The organism is Actinomadura fulvescens (genome assembly GCF_039533225.1).
In the GTDB taxonomy this organism is placed as follows: Bacteria; Actinomycetota; Actinomycetes; order Streptosporangiales; family Streptosporangiaceae; genus Spirillospora; species Spirillospora fulvescens.
Window position 1 is genome coordinate 51,649 of record NZ_BAAATD010000024.1, and the last position, 18,820, is coordinate 70,468.

The window sequence follows — 18,820 nt, forward strand, 5'->3', positions numbered from 1 at the left end:
GGTCTTTACGTGATCGCTTTCTTCGTTCACGTTAACGGTGACGCGCAAAAGGAGGTCACCGTGGTCTTCGACCCTGCCGGCTCCCGACGGTCCCCCTCCGACTCCCGACGACGCTTCTCCGGTTCGCGACCCGCGTTCCCCGGCTCCCGACGGCTCTTCTCCCCGAATTCCCGCGACCCTTCCGGGGACTTCCCGAGTCCTTACCGGCGGCGCATCGGCGTGACGGCCGCGCTCCTCTTGGCGGGCGCGGCCGTCGCCGGATGCGGCGGCGGGGGCTCGTCCTCGACCGATCCCGACCGCAACGCCAAGGCCAAGAGCTTCACCCTGGTGATCAGCCGCAACGCCATCGAGGGCGGCAAGAACACCGAGGAGGCCGAGTGGATCAGCAAGACGGTGATCCCGCGGTTCGTCGCCGCGCAGAAGGCCAAGGGCGTCAACGCGAAGGTGACCTTCCGCGGCTACGGCGTCGACGACGAGCCGTACAAGACCAAGATCGCGCTCGATCTGAAGTCCCGGTCGGGCGCCGACGTCTTCGACATGGACGGCATCTGGGTCGGCGAGTTCGCGCAGGCCGGCTACATCGCGCCGCTCACGAAGGTGGCAGGCCCGCGAGCCGACACCTGGGACGGCTGGGCACAGATTCCGAGGTCGGTCCAGGGACTGGCCACGTTCGAGGGCAAGCGGTACGGCATCCCGGCCAGCACGGACGGGCGGGTGCTGTTCTTCAACAAGCGCCTGTTCGAGCGGGCCGGGCTGCCGGCCAACTGGCAGCCCAGGAGCTGGGACGAGATCCTCGCGGCCGGCCAGGCGCTGAAGAGGCTGCCCGGCGTCACGCCCGTCCAGCTGAACGCGGGCACCGCGATGGGCGAGGCCACCGCGATGCAGGGCGTCCTGCCGCTGCTCGCCGGGGCGGGCGCCGAGGTCTACGCCAATGGCAAGTGGGCGGGCGGCGGAACGGCGGTCAAGGAGGCCCTCGGCCTCTACTCCAAGATCTACAGGCAGGGGCTGGGCGATCCCAAGCTCCAGCAGGAGGCCAAGGGCCGCGACAAGTCGTTCGCCGCGTTCGCCGCAGGCAAGATCGGTATCCTGGCCGAGGGCGACTACTTCTGGCGTGATGTGATCAACCCGAAGACCGGGATCGCCAAGATGGCAGACCGTGACCAGGCCGTGGGGTACGCGACGTTCCCCGCGATCAGTCCTGGCAAGGGCATCCGCGGCCAGTCGTTCGTCAGCATGTCGGGCGGCGCCGTCACCGTGGTCAACCCCAACACCAAGTACCCGCAGCAGGCCTTCGAGCTGCTGACGTTCATGAACTCCCCGGAGATGCACAAGGCCCGGACGGCCGGCACGCCGGAGATTACCTCGCGTACGGACGTGAACGCCGAGATCCTCAAGGGCGACGCCTTCCTGTCCTACCTCGCCGAGAAGGTCTTGCCGATCACTACGTACCGCCCGGGGCTCGCCGCCTATCCGCAGGTCTCGACCGCGCTGCAGGAGGCCACGGCGAGCGTCGTCTCCGGCACACCCCCCGACCAGGCGGCTGCGCAATACACCAAGAAGCTGGAGGGAATCGTCGGTGGCGCCGCCAACGTCTCCACCGGCTGAGCCGACCGCCACGGCCGCCGCGCCGGGGACGGCCCCGTCCCGCAGGATGAGCGACGACGCGGCGGGGCTCGGCACCCGCCGCGGCGCCGCGTTCGTCGCGCCCGCACTCGTCCTGGTCGCGGTGTTCCTGGTCTTCCCGGCCCTCTGGACGCTCTACCTGGGCGTCACCGACTACCGGCTCACCGGGATCGCGGCCAGCGATCCGCAGTTCGTCGGGACCGGCAACTACACGGACGTGCTGGGCGACGAGGAGTTCCACCGTTCGCTGTGGCTGACGCTGCAGTTCGTCGTGGGCTCGGCCGTCGTCGGGCAGACGTTGCTCGGCTTCGCTGTGGCGTGGGTGATGCGCGACCGGTCCGGGCCGGTGCGGCGGCTGGTGGAGGGGGTGATCCTGCTCGCCTGGATCCTGCCGGGCTCGGTGATCGCATTCCTCTGGATCGCCCTGCTCGACCGCGACTCGGGCACGCTGAACGCGCTGCTCGGCACGCCCGGCACCGCCTGGCTGCTCGACCACCCCATGGCCTGCATCATCGTGTTCAACATCTGGCGCGGCACCGCGTTCTCGATGATGCTCTACAGCGCCGCACTGGGGAACGTTCCACCCTCGCATCTGGAGACCGCGCGCCTGGCGGGCGCGTCCACGCTGCAGACATTGCGCGACGTCGTCCTGCCGCGCATCCGCGGCCACATCCTGACGAGCCTGCTGCTGGTCAGTCTCTGGACGTTCAACGACTTCACGCCGTTCCTCATCACCGCGGGCGGGCCGGACGGGAAGTCGGAGATCATGTCGGTGTACGTCTACCGGACCGCGCTGGGCGACGGGCGGCTCGGCTTCGGGGCCGCGATCTCGCTCGTGATGATCCTCATCAACCTCGTGATCGCGCTGCTCTACCTGCGCGCGCTCCGCGAGCGGCGCAAGCCCGGAAGCGAGGTGGCGGCGTGACCGTACGCGAAGTACTGGGGAGGATCGGGCTCGCCACGTTCGTGTCGGCGGTGCTGGGCTTCTTCTCGCTGCCGCTGCTCTGGCTGGCGTTCGCGCCGTTCGACGCCGAGCCGCAGATCTCGGCGTCGCTGCCCGACTTCACCCTGCACAACTTCCGGGTGCTGATGGACAACCCGTACGCGCTCGCCTCGCTGCGCAACTCCGTCCTGCTCGCGGCCGGGGTGGCGGCGCTGGTGGTGACCTGCGCCGCGCTCGCCGCGTACGCGCTCAGCCGGGTGCGCGTCCCTGGACGCGACGTGCTGCTGTACGTGCTGCTCCTGCTGTCGTCGATCATCACCGGCACGGCGGCGATGGTGCCGATCTTCCTGCTGGCGTTCAACCTCAACCTGATCGACTCGCATCTCGGTGTGATCCTCGTGCTGACGGGCGGGCTGCTGCCGGCGGCGATCTTCGTGCTGAAGGACTTCACGGACAACACGCCCACGTCGTACGAGGAGGCCGCGCGCGTCTTCGGCGCCTCGCCGCTGCAGACGCTCCGGCACGTCGTCGTCCCGGTGATCCGGCCCGGCCTCGCCACGGTCACGGTGTGGACGGTGGCGCAGGTCTGGGGCGACTTCCTCATGCCGTTCCTGCTGCTGCGCGACCCGGACAAGGCCCCGGCCTCAGTGATCATGTACACCTTCTACACCGAGGGCGGGCAGCCCGACCTCGCCCTGATCTCCACGTTCTCGCTGCTGTACTCCCTGCCGGTCGTGGGCATGTACGTCTTCGTGAGCCGCCGGTACGGGTTCCGCTTCCACGGAGGGATCAAGCGCTGATGGCGGTCATCACCCTGCGCGGTCTGACCAAGGTCTACCCCGGCGACGTGCGGGCCCTCGACGCCCTCGACCTCGAGATCGCGGACGGCGAGTTCTTCGCGTTGCTCGGCCCGTCCGGCTGCGGCAAGACGACGCTCCTGCGCACCGTCGCGGGCCTGGAGACCGCGACGGCGGGCTCGGTGCGAATCGGTGAGACGGACGTGACGCGGCTGGCGCCCGGACGCCGCGACGTCGGCATGGTCTTCCAGGACTACGCGCTCTTCCCGCACATGTCGGTCACCGACAACATCGCCTACCCGCTGCGCATCAAGAAGACCGGCAAGGAGGAACGGCACGCGGCGGCCGCCGAGGTGGCCGCCGCGCTCGGCCTGGACGGGCTCCTCGCGCGCCGCCCCGGCGAACTGTCGGGCGGCCAGCAGCAGCGGGTCGCGCTGGCACGCGCGATGGCGGCGCGCCCGCGGGTGTTCCTGCTGGACGAGCCGTTGTCCAACCTCGACGCGCGGCTGCGGCTGGAGGCGCGCACGTTCCTGAAGAAGCTGCAGCGCGAGCTGGGCGTGACCACCGTCTTCGTCACCCACGACCAGGCGGAGGCACTCGCCATGGCCGACCGGATCGCGGTCATGGAAGCCGGTCGGATCAGGCAGATCGGCACTCCGGCCGAGGTCTTCCGGCGTCCGGCCAACGTCTTCGTCGCCTCGTTCATCGGCTCCACGCCGATGAATCTCATCGACGCGCGGGTCCGGGGCGGCCAGGTCGAGGCGGCGGGCACGCCGCTGCCGCTTCCGGCGGAGGCCCGCGGGCTCGTCACCGACGGGCAGGCCGTCGTGTACGGGGTACGGCCCGACTATCTGGACTACTCGGCGAGCCCGGTCGACGACGCCTTCAGCGGCAGGGTCGCGGTGGTCGAAAATCTCGGCAGTTCATCATTGGTCACACTGGATGTCGAAGGAGTCCTGGTTCACGCCCTCGTCGGCGAGGGCGGCGAGCCCGAGCCGGACGAACGCGGCTGGGCCGTGCCACGGACGGAGCGCGCTCTGCTCTACAGCGACGGAGATCTGGTGAACGGAAACGACGTGACAGCGGCGAAGGCGACGGCGTGACGGAAACGACGTGACAGTGGCGAAGGCGACGGCGTGACGGCGGCCGCATGAGGGCGACGGCTTTGCGGCACCGGTGTGGCGGTGGCAGCAGGGTGACGGCATGACTGTGGGGGTGTGGTGAGCGCGGGGACGACCACGGTGCATCGGGGACGATGGACGCTGGAAGACAGGCTCGAACGGGGGTTGCGCGAGCTGCCGTTCGAGGTGGCACCGGGCACGGCGGCGGTCACCGTCCGGTTGTCGTTCGAGGGCGGCGTGATCGATCTGGGCTGCCACGGCCCGGACGGTTTCCGCGGCTGGTCCGGGGGAGCGCGCCGCGAGTTCACGATCGCGGCGCAGTGGGCGACGCCCGGGTATCTGCCGGGAGAGCTCGAACCCGGCGTCTGGAACGTATGGCTGGGGCTGCACCGGATCCCGCCGGACGGCGTCCCGTACGAGGTCACCGTGACCACCTCGGCTTCCGCCACACCCGCGCCGACGGAGACGCCGTGGCCAGTGCTGCCCGAGCGTGCGCCTATCAGAGACCTGCCCGCTCCGGCGGGGATGCGCTGGCTCGCCGGTGACCTTCACTCCCACACCGTGCACAGCGACGGCACCCTCACCGTTCCGGAGCTGGCCTGCCGCGCGGTCGCCGGCGGCCTGAACTTCCTCGCCGTCACCGACCACAACACGGTCAGCCACCATCCCGAGCTCGCGGCGGTCGGAGCCCGCGCCGGGATCGTCCTCGTCCCCGGGCAGGAGGTGACCACCGATCTCGGGCACGCCAACGTCTTCGGCGACACGGGATGGGTGGACTTCCGGAAACCGTCCGCCGAGTGGGTCGCCTTCGCCGAACGGCAGGGCGGCGTCATCTCCATCAACCATCCCCTCAGCGGCGACTGCGCCTGGCGTCATGACCTGCCGCCGGAGGCCCGCCCCCGGCATGCCGAGATCTGGCACTCGTCCTGGTGGGACCGGCGTTGGGGCGCTCCGCTGTCCTGGGCTTCGCTGTGGCGGCCGGACGTCGTGCCGCTCGGCGGCAGCGACTACCACGACCCGGCCCAGCACAAGTCGCTCGGCGAGCCGACGACCTGGGTGCTCGCGGAGGACGACGACGTACTCGGCGCGCTGGCCGCCGGGCGTACCGCCGTGACCACAGGGCCGGGCGCAGGCACGGACGCGGGCGTCGGCGCGGGCGGGGGCACGCCGATGTTGCTCCGGGTGGACGACGAGCTGATCGCCCTCGGCGCCGACGGCACCGTGCTCGTCCGCCCGGACGGCAACCGTCTCGCCGTACGGGGAGACCACGTCCGGGTGCCCGTCCGGGCCGCCGGAACGCACCGTCTGGAAACCCACGAGAACGAGGTGATCGCTCTATGCGGATGACCCCGGCCACCGAGACCCCGATCGTCGTCGTTCCGCACACCCACTGGGACCGCGAGTGGTACCTGCCGTTCCAGCGTTTCCGGCTGAGGCTCGTCGCGCTGCTGGACGAGGTCATCGACCGGATGGAGGCCGACCCGCGCCAGCACTTCACGCTGGACGGCCAGATGGCGGCCGTCGACGACTACCTGGAGGTACGGCCGGAACGCCGTGAACGGGTCGCGGCGCTCGTCCGGGAGGGTCGGCTGGCCGTCGGGCCCTGGCAGATCCTGCACGACGAGTTCCTGTGCTCCGGCGAGAACATCGTCCGCAACCTTGAGCTCGGCCTGCGGCGGGCAGAGGAACTCGGCGCGGCCATGCGCGTCGGCTACCTGCCGGACCAGTTCGGTCACTGCGCGCAGACTCCGCAGATCCTGCGGCTCGCCGGAATCGAGCACGCGTGCGTCTGGCGAGGCGTTCCGTCCGCCGTACGGACCCACGCGTTCGCATGGGAATCCCCGGACGGGACCGCCATCCGTACCGAATACATGCCTGAGGGCGGCTACGGCAACGCGGCCAGCATGTTCGAGGAGGCGGGGCTGTACGGCGAAGGCCAGGTCTCCGAGGCCGCGCTCCTGCCGGGCAGGGTGTCCGACTTCGCCGAACGCATGCGTGCCTGGCGTCCCGAAGGCGGCCCGCTGCTGGCCATGTACGGCTCGGACCACACGGCCCCGGCCGCGGATCTCGCCGACCAGATCGACGGGCTCGGCAACGGCATGAGGCTGGACACGCTGGCCGGGTACATGGCGACGCAAGACCCCTCGGCCGAGAGCCTGCCGCGCGTCCGCGGCGAGTTGCGCTCCCACGCCCGGGCCAACATCCTGCCCGGCGTCATCTCGGCGCGTGTCCACCTCAAACAGGCGATGAGCCGAGCCGAACGCCTCGTCGAGCGTTACGCCGAGCCGCTCGACGCGCTCTGGTGGGACGGCAGCGCGTCGAGCTTCCTGGACATGGCCTGGCGCCGCCTGATCGAGGTGAGCTGCCACGACTCGGTGACCGGCTGCGGCAGCGACGAGACGGCCGAACAGGTCGCGGCCCGCATGGCCGAGGCCGAACAGCTCGGGCGGGCGGTGTGCGACCTGGTGACGGCCGGGCTCACGGCCGCGCTGCCGTTCGACGCCCACCTCGTCTTCAACCCCACCCCGGCGCGCCGCACCGCGGTCGTCGTCCTGGACGTCGGGGCGGAGGGCGAGGTCGTCCTGGAGGACGCCGCCGGGCGCGCCTACCCGGCCCAGACGCTCGAAGTCGCCGCGACGACGCTGTACGACGCCGTTCACCCGGCGTCCGACCTGCCGATGGTGCTCAACCGGGTGTTCGGGCGTTCGCTGTTCGGCCAGGACATCCGCGACTGGAACGTGGCGGACCGGACACTGACCTTCTTCGTCACACAGCGCGCCGAGACGCCCTTCGACATCGCCCACGTCCGCGAGGCCGTGCGGGACGCGCAGGGGGAGTGGCGCGTCGTCACGATCGCCGACCCGCGCCGCACGGTCGCCGCCCAGGTGGAGGCACCGCCGCTGGGCATCCTCGCCGTACGCCCGACGCCCGGGCCAACGACCACCGGGCCAACGACCACCGGGACACCGGCGCCCGGGCCAACGGTGCCCGGGACGTCCGTGCCCAGGGCGTCCGTGGCCGGGGCGTCCGTGGCCGGGGCGTCCGTGGCCGGGGCGTCCGTGCCCGGGACGGCCGTGGTCGAACGGCCGGTCCGGGCCGAAGGCGACGACGTCCTGGACAACGGCCTGCTGCGCGTCCAGATCGCCGGGGACGGCACGTTCTCGATCAGCTCCTCCGGCGGCCGGGTCGTGGAGGGTCTCGGGCGTGTGATGGAGGGCGGCGACCTTGGCGACACCTACAACTACGCGCCGCCGCGCCGTGACCGCCTGGTGGACGTGCCCGAGTCGGTGCGCGTGCGGGCGGTCACCGCGGGGCCGCTGATCGCCGCGTTCGACGTCGTGCGCACGTACCGCTGGCCCGCGAAGGGCGACCTGCCTGGCGACGCCCGATCCGAGGCCGAAGAGACCGTTCCCGTCGTGATGCGGGTCGAGCTCCGAGCCGGAGAGCCGTTCGTGCGGCTGCGCGTCTCGTTCGACAACCGCTGCGAGGACCATCGGGTGCGCCTGCACCTGCCCTTGCCGGTGCCCGCTTCGTCCTCGTTCGCCGAGGGCCAGTTCGCGATCGTCGAACGTGGCCTCGCGTCCGAGGGGGGTTGCGGCGAGGTGCCCCTGCCGACGTTCCCCGCCTCAGGCTTCGTGGCCGCCGGAGGTCTGGCGGCCCTGCTGGAGCACGTCACCGAGTACGAGGTGACCGGGGACGGACGGGAACTGGCGCTGACCCTCGTACGCTCGGTCGGCTATCTGTCACGCCATCACAACGCCAACCGCGACCAGCCCGCCGGTCCCGAACTCCCGACGCCGCGGGCCCAATGCCGGGGCGAACGGGTCGTGGACCTAGCGGTCATGCCGTACCCGTCAGGCGGCGTTCCAGGCCCTGACGTCCTGGCCGCCGCCGAGTCGTTCCGGCACGACCTGCTCACGGCCGCAGGGTACGGACCCTCCAGCACACCTCTGCCGTCCGTCCGCAGCGGCATCGAGCTGACCGGCGAAGGCGTCGTGATGACGAGCCTGCGCGAGCGCGAGGGCCAGCTCGAAGTCCGCCTCGTGGCCGAACATTCCCAAGCCACCACCGCGACCCTCACCGGCGGCGTCACCAGGCCGATGCGTCCCTGGGAGATCGCCACCGTGAACGTCCCCCGCCCGCAAACCCCCTGAGACCGTGCGGGTCAGGCCGTGCGGGTGAGGTCGCGGGCGGTGGGGGCTTGTGCGGCGGCCGCGGCCGCCATCGCGGCGCCCACGATTCCGGCGCTGTTGAACAGGCGCGCCGGAATGACCGGGGCGGCCACGTTGTGGATCAGCGGCACGAACTTGGCGGCCTTCTTGCTCACCCCGCCGCCGACGATGATCAGCGAAGGGGTGACCAGGGCCTCCAGGTGGGCCAGGTAGTCGCTGAGGCGCTTGGCCCACTGCTCCCAGCTGAGATCGTCCTCCTCACGGACCTTGGCGGAGGCACGCGTCTCGGCGTCGTGGCCGTCGATCTCCAGATGGCCGAACTCGGTGTTGGGGACCAGCACCCCGTCGGTGAACAGCGCGCTCCCGATCCCCGTGCCGAGCGTCAGCATGACCACGGTGCCCTTCTGGCCCTTGCCCACGCCGTGGCTCATCTCCGCGATCCCGGCGGCGTCCGCGTCGTTCAGGAGCGTGACCGGGCACCCGGTGGCCTCGTCGAACAGTTTGACGGCGTCGAGCCCGATCCAGCTCTTGGCCACGTTCGCGGCGGACCGCGTGACCCCGTTCACCACCACGCCCGGGTACGTCGCCCCGACCGGGCCGGACCAGCCGAAGTCGTCCACGATCCGCGCGAGGATCTCGGCGACCGGCTCGGGTTCGGCGGGCCGCGGCGTCGCGACGCGTATCCGCTCGCGGGTGAATTCGCCCGTGGCGAGATCGACCGGCGCGCCCTTGATTCCCGACCCGCCGATGTCGATGCCCAGCATCTCCATGCTCATCTCCTACCCGTGCCCGTCCTCCGCCACGTTAAAGACACTCCCAAGGCCGCCGCCCGGACGTTCGCGGACGCGCCGAGGGCGTCGCCGCTCGCGCCCACCGTGGCGTCATCCGTCGACGACCTTCAGGCCGTGGCGTCACCCGTCGACGACCTTCAGGCCGATCACACCCACGAGGATGAGGGCGAGGCACGCCACCCGGGCGGGAGAAGCGCTTTCGCCGAGGACGACGATGCCGGTGATCGCTACGCCGAGCGACCCGAGCCCCACCCACACCGCGTAGGCCGTGCCCACCGGCAGATCACGCAGCGACACCGACAGCACGACGACGCTGAGGAGGGCAACCGTCATGCCGATCACGGCGGGCCAGAGCCGCGCCAGGCCGTTGGACTGCTTCAGCGCGGTCGCCCAGACCAGCTCCAGCAGGGCCGCCACGACCAGCAGGATCCAGGCGGCCTTCACGCCGTGACACCTCCGTCGACCGTGATCGCGGTGCCCGTGATGTAGGCGCCCGCGGGTCCGGCGAGGTGCGCGACCGTGGCGGCGATGTCGTCCGGTCGCGCGTAACGGCCCAGGGCCGTGAATCCTCGTTCGAAGTCGGCGTCGGGGGAGTCGGCGGGGTTCATCTCCGTGTCCGTCGAGCCCGGGTGAACGAGATTGGCGGTGATGCCGGCGGGCCCGAGGTCGCGGGCCAGCCCCTTCGTGAGCCCGATCAGGGCGGACTTGCTCATCGAGTACAGCGTCCAGCCGGGATAGGGCACCCGCTCGGCGAGGCTGCTGCCGATGCTGATGATCCGCCCGCCCCCGCCGTCCCGAAGGTGGTGTGCCGCTGCCTGAGAGGCCACATAAGCCGCCCGGACGTGGATCGCCAGGGTCGTGTCGACCTCCTCGATCCGGACGTCCTCTAGGGGCCCATAAGGTGCGATACCGGCGTTGTTGACCAGGATGTCCAGCCTGCCTAGCTCGGTCGCGGCGCGTTCGACCGCACTCGTGACGGCCTCCGGATCGGCGGCATCGGCCGCGATCGCCAGCCCGCGGCGCCCCAGCTTCTCGATCTCACGCACCACGGCGGCGGCACGTTCGGGTGCCTGAACGTAGGTCAGCGCCACGTCCGCCCCGTTCCGTGCGAGGCGCAGCGCTATCGCCGCACCGATGCCCCGGCCGCCACCGGTCACCAACGCCACCTTGCCCGCAAGCTCACCCATCACCGTTCACTCCTAACCGGAGAACTCTCCACTTAAGTCGTGGCAGAGACTAATCGGAGAACTCTCCACATGGCAACTGAAACCGGAGAGCTCTCCGCTTGGGTAGGCTGGGCGGTTGAGCGACGAGGCCGGGTGCCGGGGCGGTTGAGCGACGAGGCCAGGGCGTCCGGTGAGCAACGAATCGAGGTGCGGGTGAGCAGCGAGGCCGGGACCGGGGACGCGGTGGGCGGCCATTCCGGGCTGCGTCAGCGCACGTTGCCGATCGCGGGCGGACCGCCGGCGGAACGAGCCGACGCCGCCCACAACCGCCGCAAGATCCTCGCCGCCGCGGCGGACGTGATCGCGGCGCGCGGCGCCGAGGGGCTGTCCATGGACGAGGTGGCGCGCGCGGCCGGAGTCGGCGTCGGCACGGTCTACCGCCGCTTCGGCGACCGTGCCGGCCTGGTCTACGCCGTGATCGACGACCGCGAGCGAGAGTTCCAGGCGAGCTTCCTGACGGGGTCGCCGCCGCTGGGACCAGGGGGACCGCCCGTGGAACGTGTACGGGCGTTCCTGCACGCGCTCGCCGACCGTACGGAGGAGCAGTCCGAACTCCTTCTCGCGGCCGAGATGGACTCCTCGTACGCCCGCTTCAATGACGGCTCGTACGGGCTCTACCAGATGCACCTGACGATGCTGATCCGCCAGGTCCGCCCCGGCGCCGACGCCCCGTACCTCGCGGACGCCCTCCTGGCACCGCTGGCCGCCAACCTCTTCCGCTACCAACGCCACCGGCGCGGCCTGACCCTGGCGCGCATCAAAGCAGGCCTGGACGACCTCATAACCGGCCTTCAGCGACCTGTGAACGACCCACAACCGACAATTGGCCACGATCTGTAGGCGATGCGTAGCCACGCCTGACCTGCCGCCCCAGCTGTGCGAGGAACGTGCGCGCCCCATCGCCCGATCCTCTGGACGCGATGATCGTTTTGCCGCAGGATTGCGACTCCCACCCCCCGGCGAAGCGAGGCATCCATGGGCAGCAAGGCCGTTGACGAGTTCGTCGAAAGCAAGGTCGCGCCTGAGCAGCGACCCCTCGTCGCCGCTCTCCGGGAGCTGATGGCCGAATGCGCTCCCGGCGCCGAAGAGGTGATCGCTTACGGGTCGCCCGCCTGGAAGGGGCGCAAGACCTTGGCGATCATCAGTGTGAGCAAGACCCACCTGACGTTCGCGTTCGACCGTGGCGCCGACTTCACCGACGACCACGGCCTGCTCCAGGGCGTCGGGAAGAAGACCAGGCACGTCAAGATCAAGCAGCTCGAAGACCTCGACCGCGCCGCCCTGCGCGACTACATCGCCCAGGCCGTCGCCCTCGACGAGCAGTAGGAGGCAGGCGCGGGATTGCTTCCCTCGTAGGTCTTATGCGGGGCGCCGCGCGCGGCCAGACTGGGGGCGTGAACGACTTCGACATCCTCGTGCTCGGGTCGGGCCCCGGCGGGCAGCGCGCGGCCATCGCCGCCGCGAAGCTCGGACGGCGGGTCGCCATCGCCGACCGGCGCAACATGATCGGCGGGGTGTGCATCAACACCGGCACGATCCCGTCGAAGACCCTCCGCGAGGCCGTCCTCTACCTGACCGGGCTCAACCAGCGGGAGCTGTACGGGCAGAGTTACCGGGTCAAGGAGGACATCACGGTCGCCGATCTCGGCATGCGAACCCAGCATGTCATCGGCCGCGAGATCGACGTGATCCGCAGCCAGCTGGCCCGCAACCACGTGACCGTTCTCGCCGGCACCGGGCGCTTCCTGGATCCGCACACCATCGGCGTCGGCAACGGGCACGACCGCGAGCACAAGGTCACCGCGGACAAGATCGTCATCGCCACCGGGACGAAGCCGGCGCGGCCCGGCACGGTGGAGTTCGACGACCGTACGATCATCGACTCCGACGGCATCATCAACATGGAACGCATCCCCGAGACCATGGTGGTGGTCGGCGCCGGGGTGATCGGGATCGAGTACGCGTCGATGTTCGCGGCCCTCGGCACCAAGGTGACCGTGGTCGAACGCCGTGACCGCATGCTGGAGTTCGCCGATCTCGAAGTGGTGGAGGCGCTCAAGTACCACCTGCGCGACCTCGCCGTCACGTTCCGCTTCAGGGAGAGCGTGGCCTCCGTGGAACGCCGCAACGGCGGCGCGATCACCGTCCTCGAAAGCGGCAAGCGCATCCCGGCCGACACCGTGATGTACTCGGCCGGCCGCCATGGCATGACCGACGAGCTCAACCTGGAGGCCGCCGGGCTCGCCGCCGACGGCCGCGGCCGGATCAAGGTGAACGGTGACTACGCCACCGAGGTGCCGCACATCTACGCCGTGGGAGACGTGATCGGTTTCCCGTCGCTCGCCGCGACCTCCATGGAGCAGGGCCGCCTCGCCGCCCACCACGCCTGCGACGAACCCGTCACAGGCATGCACGAGCTCCAGCCGATCGGGATCTACACGATCCCGGAGATCAGTTTCGTGGGCCGCACCGAGGACGAGCTCACCGAGGCCAAGGTCCCCTTCGAAGTAGGTGTCTCCCGCTACCGCGAGCTCGCCCGCGGCCAGATCATCGGAGACTCCTACGGCATGCTCAAGCTCCTGGTCTCCTCAGAAGACCGTTCCCTCCTCGGCGTCCACGTCTTCGGCACGGGCGCCACGGAGCTCGTCCACATCGGCCAGACCGTCATGGGCTGCGGCGGCACCGTCGACTACCTGGTGAACGCCGTCTTCAACTACCCGACCCTCGCCGAGTCCTACAAGGTGGCGGCCCTCGACGCCATGAACAAGATGCGCCAGATAGCCCGCCTCAGCGAGTGATCAGGACGGCCACAGCAGGTTCTCGAGCTCCGCGTCCATGTCGACGAACTCCGACTCCTGGCCGGCCGGTACGACCTGGTACGTCCGGTGCAGGAAATCCGCGAGCGGCGACAGCGGCACCTCGAACAACGCGTTGCCGAACGGCGACGAGAGCGCGATGTTGAGCATGGTGTCGTTGTCGGGCCCGGCGGGCCACACCTCCACGTCCCCGTCCCCGACCTTCCGCACGATGCCGACGGTGAGCAGCTCGCGAGCGAAGATCCACTCCACCGGCTCGTCGTTGCCGACATAAAAGGCCATCCGGATGGCATACGGGTCGTCCGCCGCGTACTCCAACCCGGCGAGCAGGGGGACGGTCGTGCGGTCAGGGACGACGAGACGGAGGCCCAGCTCCGCTGAGACGGTAGTGCTGCTGTTCATGGCCATTCCTTCAGACGTCGGTCCCGCTTAACGCGCGGGCGTGTTCCGGTGGGAACCTCACTCCCTCTCACGGATGTCCCCGCGATCTATGACGCGTAACTGAGACAAGATGTGGGAACATTCCGGCTCGGGCCCCCTGTGTGATCTATCTCACGCTCGTTCATCGGGGCCCTGACCTGGGCAAAAGCGGATCAATCGGAACGCCCCTGCGGCATGCCGGCCCCTCCATGTGTGACGATCGGGAGGGTGCGATTGGTTGCCCGGAAGCGGCCTGCGGCCCGATGCGGCCATCCTTCTGACATAGAGTAAATACGTGGCAATAAACCATGAAAAGGACGCGGGTGCCTTCACTCGCTTCCGCGAGTTCATCCGCCGGAACCGCCTCCTCAACACGACCTGGCGGCTGGGTGTCTTCACCGTGGGCGTGACCGTCCTCATCGGCGGCCTCGTCATGATGGTCGCCCCCGGCCCCGGCATCCTGGGCATCATCGTCGGCCTCGCGATCCTCGCCACCGAGTTCGCCTGGGCCAAGCGCGCCCTCCACCACGCCAAACAGGCCGCCGAGAGGGCCAAGGAGAAGGCCCTCGACCCCCGCAAGAAGCGCCGCAACACGATCCTGGCCATCGTCGGCGGCATCCTCGTCGGCGCCGCGGTCATCGCCTACCTCGTGGTCTACAGCTTCAACCTGCCGTGGAACATCGAGGACTGGACCCCCTGGAGCTGACCCGTTTACCGATGTGTGAGCACCCCCCTGGATGCGCTAGAGTTTCCGACGTCGGAACGCCGCAAGGCAGCTCCGCCGGGGCGATTAGCTCAGTGGGAGAGCGCTTCGTTCACACCGAAGAGGTCACTGGTTCGAACCCAGTATCGCCCACCCGAACTCCGAGCTCAGCGGCCAGTTCCCCAAGATCGGGAACTGGCCCTTGATCGTTTGACCCTGCCCGGCCAGACGTTCTCGGGAGTGGCCGCGCCTCGTCCAGCGTTGGTTCGCCGGAGTCCTTGGGAGTCATTCACGACACCGCAGGACTCTGTAACCGGCCGGAGGCCCCGCTTCCACAACGACGGCACACCCTGCGGTCTCGCTGTTCGGCGGCGCAGAGGGAAACGGTCCTCAGGCGGGAACCCCTGCTCCCGGAATCGGGGAATCCCAGACGGTCATCGGCAGAGGCCGCGTGCTCCCCGAGATCGCAAACCCGGCTCCGGCGCGGGTCTAGCGTGCGGCTGGACGGGGTGCCTCCGCCAGATCCGGGGAAGCTATATGGGTCGCTACGCTCGGGATGGCCTGCGTACGGTTACCTTTTGTGGATAGCGACGAGGAACGGGACTTGCGCAAGCTCGCCGCCCTGCTCGACAAGGCCCAGCAGCGACGGGAGCAGACGGAGAACGACCCGAACGCCTCTAACGTCGCCGCGCGCAGTCCGCTGGCCGGCGACGACGCCAAGACCCACCCCTTTGACCTGTCCGGCTACGCCTGGCACGCGCTGACGGTAGCGACCGACCACCTCGAGTGCCTTCGTGCCTCGGTCTTTGGGCCGCCGGTCGACGGTCACATCGAAGCCCGCATCCAGACCCATGCTCAGTCCTCCCTGGTGCGCGGAGCGATAGAGAACGGCGCCCGCGCGGTGTGGCTGCTCGGGCCCAAGGGCCGCCCCATCCGCATGACCCGGCGGCTCGCGCTCCAGCGCAAGGAGGTCAAGGGCTCCTATCGCATGCGGGAGCTGGTGAACCAGCCAGCGGCCAGAACGAAGGACGAGGCGCTCGCGCGGGTGAACGACCTGCTCGCCGCCCTCAAGATCACCGCGGACGAGGCTCATCAGAAACTTAAGCACGCGCCGACTACAGCCGCATCGTTCGTGACGCCGGCGACCTAGCCGGAATCGCGCCGACCTGGCCGAGGTGGTCTGGAGCGGCTGCAGTTCGCTGGCCCACGGCGACCAATTCGGCACCCTCGGTCTGCTCGACAACGAGATTATGGCCCGCGCCACTGTGCGGGGCCGTGACATGGCGATGACCCGTATCACCGGCAACGTCAGCAATCTGTACTGGACCACCTTCGCCGCGGTGTGGATGGTCGAGGAAGGCTTCGTCTGTACGAGGCACGCAGAACCGCGTACGCCTGATCGTCCCAGGCCCGTGGGGCGGGTCGGACACTGCAATGGTGACCGATGCGCTCAGGTGCGCTGGAAGCGCGGAGTGGCGTAGGCGAGCGCGACCAGGCACGGGGCTGGCATGAGAAGGCCGATGGCGAGGGTCAGCCCGGTCATCCAGAGAGGAGCATCAAACCCAGAATTCGGCCGGTATCCCCACAATCGAGCCTAGAAACGCGGTGGCGATAGCCGCATAGGTGATACTTCCCAGAGCGCCGAGCTTGAGAGCCGTGGACACGTCGGCGCCGCGGTTCCGCCGCAGGAACACCAGGACGCCGAGGATGATCACCGGATACGCCAGGGCCAGCCAGTGGGTCCACTGATAGGAACGTCCCATGAAAACGATCTTGAGGTAGTCGTTGCCGGTGACTCCAAGCAGGAGCGCGACGATCGCGGCCATGCTGTAGAGCGCGAACCGGCACAACACCTCGAGTTGCCGCACGACCTGCTGATGCTCGGTCTGTGATTCCTCCTGCTGGGACCCCTCCTGCTGGAGGTGGGCCGCCAGGAGCCAGCCGACGCCGTTGATGATGGCGACCGCACCAAGCCCTAGAAGGCCACTTGCGATCTCTGCTTCCGTCCATATTCGGTTACACGCCCTGACATCGACGTTGTCGCCTGCCATCAGACCCCACTGGTAGCTGTCCAGGGCGAGCACGAAGAAGGCCGCGAAGAACAAGGACAGGGTGCGGACTCGAAGAATCCCGAGGGAACGCTGGGTCAGGAGTAGGACTATTCCGGTGAAGACGAAGCCGGCGAGGACGCCCGCCAGTTGGGAGTAGGCGGGAGCGACCGCAAGCGCGCTCCAGTCGGTGTCAGGACATCTGAAGTCCATGTGGGGAGTTTCGGCGGGTCGAGACCTGATCGCACTCCGCCGACGCTTATTGGTATGACGCCGGCACTGCCAATGGTTGAACGTGAGCCAGCGAGGCGGCGCTGAACTCCTAGCCATGGTCACGCCCGCCAGGCTGCTCCCGTCGCTCCTGAATCCCGATGCCGCTGACCACCCGATATCCAGTTGACCTCGATGAAGCGTGTTCGTGAACTACGTCCCGGCCTGGGATGACCCCGGTTCCGCGTGGTGGGCCAAGGCCGACCGTGCGAGGATCCACCTCGACGAACTCAGCTGCGAGATCGCCGCGTTCCGCGACAGCTCGCCGTACTCGGTGACTCCGGAGCTGACCGACGTGACCGACCGGCTGAAGTTCCACCAGCCGTTTCCGGTGCACTTCAGTACCATCGTCGGCGACGTGGTGAACAATCTGCGCGGCGCGCTGGAGTGTCTGGCGTTCGAGGTCGCCCGTCAATGTCACGGCGGCCACTTGACCGCCGCGCAAACCCGCGCGAGCTCCTTTCCGATCTGCAAGACGCCCGCCGCCTTCGAGGAGTTCTTCACCAAGAAGCCCGGTCTCTACGACGAACGAGCGCGGAAGGCGTTCTGGGCTGTCCAGCCATTCTTCATCGAACTCGCTCGCGAGTACGGTGTCGACGTCGAGGTGGACTACGACGAGCGGTGGGCATTCGCTCCGCTGCCGCGCCTGAACAACGTGTGGAACCTGGACAAGCACCGGCGGCTGGCGCTCATGGCGTGGTGGCCCCACCTGCTCTGGTGGGGCAGCAACGGACCGACGAATCGAAGGATGCTGCCAGGTGATGGCACCCTCGCCGACGGTTCGGTCCTGATTTGTATCGAGGGCCAGGACGAGGGGCAGGGCACCGAGATCAGCCACGCTGCCATCCACGCACCTCCACCCCCGACAGCGATCACGTTGCCATCGAGAGTGGAGCCACCAGCCGCATACGCCATGCACGTCGAGCGGCGTGTCACCAGACACGGTGAACGTATGTGGTCAGCGCACTAGCGGGCCCTGGCCGAGCATGAGGAGGCCTCCGCCTACCCCGAAGCGGTGCAGCAAGAGCACACCGACTTCGCGGCGCTCACGTAGTCCTGCGCGGTGCTGACCCAGTTGGCATGTCTTACTGGTCGGGCAGCAGGTCGTGGCGGTCGAGGCGTCGGGCGTCGGGCAGGGCGGCGGCGTCGAAGCCGATGTCGATCAGGAGTTGAGGTGTCGGTGAGACTCGTGTGGTCAGGTACAAGGGTTTGAGTTAGCCCAGGTCAGCCGGGGCTTCGGTGGATCTTTTGCGGTTCGGGTGACGTGCTGGACCAGGCGTTCGGTGACGGCGAGGTGGGCGGCGACGTCGCGGATCCGGGTGTGGGGGCGCGGGTGGCGAGCAGGCGCATGTTGGGTGGGCGCGAACGTCCATCGGCGGGTGTCCTGGGGCCCTTGACGGGCTCCGCTTGGTCGGCTGCTGAAAACCGGACGTCATCCGAAAAGCGCTGCGCGAAGCGCTATAGCCGAATCATTTTCCTTATAAGGCTGATCGAAGCCGAGCCGACGCCCTACGTCTTTGCTTGAACGGTTACGCGTTCCCGCTGGTCGGGGGTCGGCTCACCGCCCATTGCAACGGAGACTCGAAATACAAACGAGCCCTGCATGATTTGGGTCAGCTGGTGAGAGTTGCACGCCGAACTTAACAGTGGTGGCCCTAGTACTGGCGCCGGAGCCACATCTGTGGTGACGTAGAGATATCTAGGAGACACGAGCCGTAGCACTGGCTGTTGGCCGTGTACCGCCGTTGGTCTCCACCGCGTATCCGAGTCGCTCACCTATATCAGCGACCGAGCGCTACAGCTTCAGGGAAGGCTTGGCTCTCATGCCAGTCGACACCGTTCACGCCGTACCCGCCGCCGCGACACGCAGCGCCCGCACCCGAACCCGTG

Annotated in this window: 17 protein-coding genes and 1 tRNA gene; 13 read left to right on the top strand and 5 right to left on the bottom strand. The window is 68.9% G+C overall.

Annotated elements, in window-relative coordinates:
* Positions 1-60 precede the first annotated feature (60 nt).
* From ABD333_RS45585 to ABD333_RS45610, 6 genes are all read left to right on the top strand, one after another.
* Positions 61-1,605, top strand: a complete 1,545-nt coding sequence (locus ABD333_RS45585) for an extracellular solute-binding protein (RefSeq protein WP_344549166.1) — start codon at positions 61-63, stop codon at positions 1,603-1,605.
* A 46-nt stretch (positions 1,606-1,651) separates the two neighbouring features.
* The gene (locus ABD333_RS45590) at positions 1,652-2,548 is read left to right on the top strand and encodes a carbohydrate ABC transporter permease (RefSeq protein ID WP_344549167.1); all 897 of its coding nucleotides are present in this window, start codon (positions 1,652-1,654) and stop codon (positions 2,546-2,548) included.
* A complete protein-coding gene (locus tag ABD333_RS45595) occupies positions 2,545-3,366 on the top strand; it encodes a carbohydrate ABC transporter permease (protein WP_344549168.1) in 822 nt (273 codons plus the stop codon). Before ABD333_RS45590 ends, ABD333_RS45595 begins: the two co-directional genes overlap by 4 nt.
* On the top strand, positions 3,366-4,466 hold the full coding sequence (locus tag ABD333_RS45600; protein ID WP_344549169.1) for an ABC transporter ATP-binding protein: 1,101 nt from the start codon (positions 3,366-3,368) through the stop codon (positions 4,464-4,466). The genes ABD333_RS45595 and ABD333_RS45600 overlap by 1 nt, the downstream gene beginning before the upstream one ends.
* 117 nt (positions 4,467-4,583) lie before the next feature.
* Positions 4,584-5,831, top strand: a complete 1,248-nt coding sequence (locus ABD333_RS45605; RefSeq protein ID WP_344549170.1) for a CehA/McbA family metallohydrolase — start codon at positions 4,584-4,586, stop codon at positions 5,829-5,831.
* Positions 5,822-8,638 (top strand): glycoside hydrolase family 38 N-terminal domain-containing protein, encoded by a 2,817-nt coding sequence (locus ABD333_RS45610; protein WP_344549171.1) that lies wholly within the window; start codon positions 5,822-5,824, stop codon positions 8,636-8,638. Before ABD333_RS45605 ends, ABD333_RS45610 begins: the two co-directional genes overlap by 10 nt.
* An 11-nt stretch (positions 8,639-8,649) precedes the next feature.
* Here the strand turns inward: ABD333_RS45610 and ppgK are convergent, their stop codons facing one another.
* From ppgK to ABD333_RS45625, 3 genes are all read right to left on the bottom strand, one after another.
* Positions 8,650-9,426: a polyphosphate--glucose phosphotransferase gene (ppgK, locus tag ABD333_RS45615; protein WP_344549172.1), complete on the bottom strand. Its 777-nt coding sequence runs from the start codon at positions 9,424-9,426 to the stop codon at positions 8,650-8,652.
* Between the two features lie 141 nt (positions 9,427-9,567).
* Positions 9,568-9,891 carry an SMR family transporter gene (locus tag ABD333_RS45620; protein ID WP_344549173.1) on the bottom strand — a complete coding sequence of 108 codons (324 nt, stop codon included), beginning with the start codon at positions 9,889-9,891 and terminating at the stop codon, positions 9,568-9,570.
* The gene (locus tag ABD333_RS45625; RefSeq protein WP_344549174.1) at positions 9,888-10,634 is read right to left on the bottom strand and encodes an SDR family NAD(P)-dependent oxidoreductase; all 747 of its coding nucleotides are present in this window, start codon (positions 10,632-10,634) and stop codon (positions 9,888-9,890) included. The genes ABD333_RS45620 and ABD333_RS45625 overlap by 4 nt, the downstream gene beginning before the upstream one ends.
* 132 nt (positions 10,635-10,766) lie before the next feature.
* Here ABD333_RS45625 and ABD333_RS45630 point away from each other — a divergent pair, with 132 nt between their 5' ends.
* The 3 genes from ABD333_RS45630 (at position 10,767) to sthA (ending at position 13,471) form a co-directional block, all read left to right on the top strand.
* On the top strand, positions 10,767-11,513 hold the full coding sequence (locus ABD333_RS45630; RefSeq protein ID WP_344549175.1) for a TetR/AcrR family transcriptional regulator: 747 nt from the start codon (positions 10,767-10,769) through the stop codon (positions 11,511-11,513).
* Positions 11,514-11,648: 135 nt separating this feature from the next.
* Complete coding sequence (locus ABD333_RS45635; protein ID WP_344549176.1) at positions 11,649-11,999, top strand: DUF1801 domain-containing protein; 351 nt, start codon at positions 11,649-11,651, stop codon at positions 11,997-11,999.
* Between the two features lie 68 nt (positions 12,000-12,067).
* On the top strand, positions 12,068-13,471 hold the full coding sequence (sthA, locus tag ABD333_RS45640) for a Si-specific NAD(P)(+) transhydrogenase (protein WP_344549177.1): 1,404 nt from the start codon (positions 12,068-12,070) through the stop codon (positions 13,469-13,471).
* Here the strand turns inward: sthA and ABD333_RS45645 are convergent, their stop codons facing one another.
* Positions 13,472-13,891, bottom strand: coding sequence for an SsgA family sporulation/cell division regulator (locus ABD333_RS45645; RefSeq protein ID WP_344549178.1), 420 nt, complete (start codon positions 13,889-13,891; stop codon positions 13,472-13,474).
* Positions 13,892-14,204: 313 nt separating this feature from the next.
* On the opposite strand from ABD333_RS45645, the gene ABD333_RS45650 reads away from it, so the two are divergent.
* The 3 genes from ABD333_RS45650 (at position 14,205) to ABD333_RS45660 (ending at position 15,762) form a co-directional block, all read left to right on the top strand.
* Positions 14,205-14,615: a PGPGW domain-containing protein gene (locus tag ABD333_RS45650; RefSeq protein ID WP_344549179.1), complete on the top strand. Its 411-nt coding sequence runs from the start codon at positions 14,205-14,207 to the stop codon at positions 14,613-14,615.
* 78 nt (positions 14,616-14,693) lie between these two features.
* A tRNA-Val gene (locus ABD333_RS45655) sits at positions 14,694-14,765 on the top strand.
* Between the two features lie 427 nt (positions 14,766-15,192).
* Positions 15,193-15,762, top strand: coding sequence for a hypothetical protein (locus tag ABD333_RS45660; RefSeq protein ID WP_344549180.1), 570 nt, complete (start codon positions 15,193-15,195; stop codon positions 15,760-15,762).
* 406 nt (positions 15,763-16,168) lie between these two features.
* On the opposite strand, the gene ABD333_RS45665 is transcribed toward ABD333_RS45660, so the two are convergent.
* A complete protein-coding gene (locus ABD333_RS45665) occupies positions 16,169-16,873 on the bottom strand; it encodes a hypothetical protein (protein ID WP_344549181.1) in 705 nt (234 codons plus the stop codon).
* 205 nt (positions 16,874-17,078) lie between these two features.
* Between ABD333_RS45665 and ABD333_RS45670 the strand changes: the two genes are divergently transcribed.
* Positions 17,079-17,900, top strand: a complete 822-nt coding sequence (locus ABD333_RS45670; RefSeq protein WP_344549182.1) for a hypothetical protein — start codon at positions 17,079-17,081, stop codon at positions 17,898-17,900.
* Positions 17,901-18,820: the final 920 nt, after the last annotated feature.

Excerpts from the sequence above, each read along its gene's own strand:
- ABD333_RS45590 (WP_344549167.1), top strand. The coding sequence starts at position 1,652 with ATGAGCGACGACGCGGCGGGGCTCGGCACCCGCCGCGGCGCCGCGTTC.
- ABD333_RS45600 (WP_344549169.1), top strand. The coding sequence starts at position 3,366 with ATGGCGGTCATCACCCTGCGCGGTCTGACCAAGGTCTACCCCGGCGAC.
- ABD333_RS45610 (WP_344549171.1), top strand. The coding sequence starts at position 5,822 with ATGCGGATGACCCCGGCCACCGAGACCCCGATCGTCGTCGTTCCGCAC.
- ppgK (WP_344549172.1), bottom strand. The coding sequence starts at position 9,426 with ATGGAGATGCTGGGCATCGACATCGGCGGGTCGGGAATCAAGGGCGCG.
- ABD333_RS45625 (WP_344549174.1), bottom strand. The coding sequence starts at position 10,634 with ATGGGTGAGCTTGCGGGCAAGGTGGCGTTGGTGACCGGTGGCGGCCGG.
- ABD333_RS45635 (WP_344549176.1), top strand. The coding sequence starts at position 11,649 with ATGGGCAGCAAGGCCGTTGACGAGTTCGTCGAAAGCAAGGTCGCGCCT.
- ABD333_RS45645 (WP_344549178.1), bottom strand. The coding sequence starts at position 13,891 with ATGAACAGCAGCACTACCGTCTCAGCGGAGCTGGGCCTCCGTCTCGTC.
- ABD333_RS45665 (WP_344549181.1), bottom strand. The coding sequence starts at position 16,873 with ATGGACTTCAGATGTCCTGACACCGACTGGAGCGCGCTTGCGGTCGCT.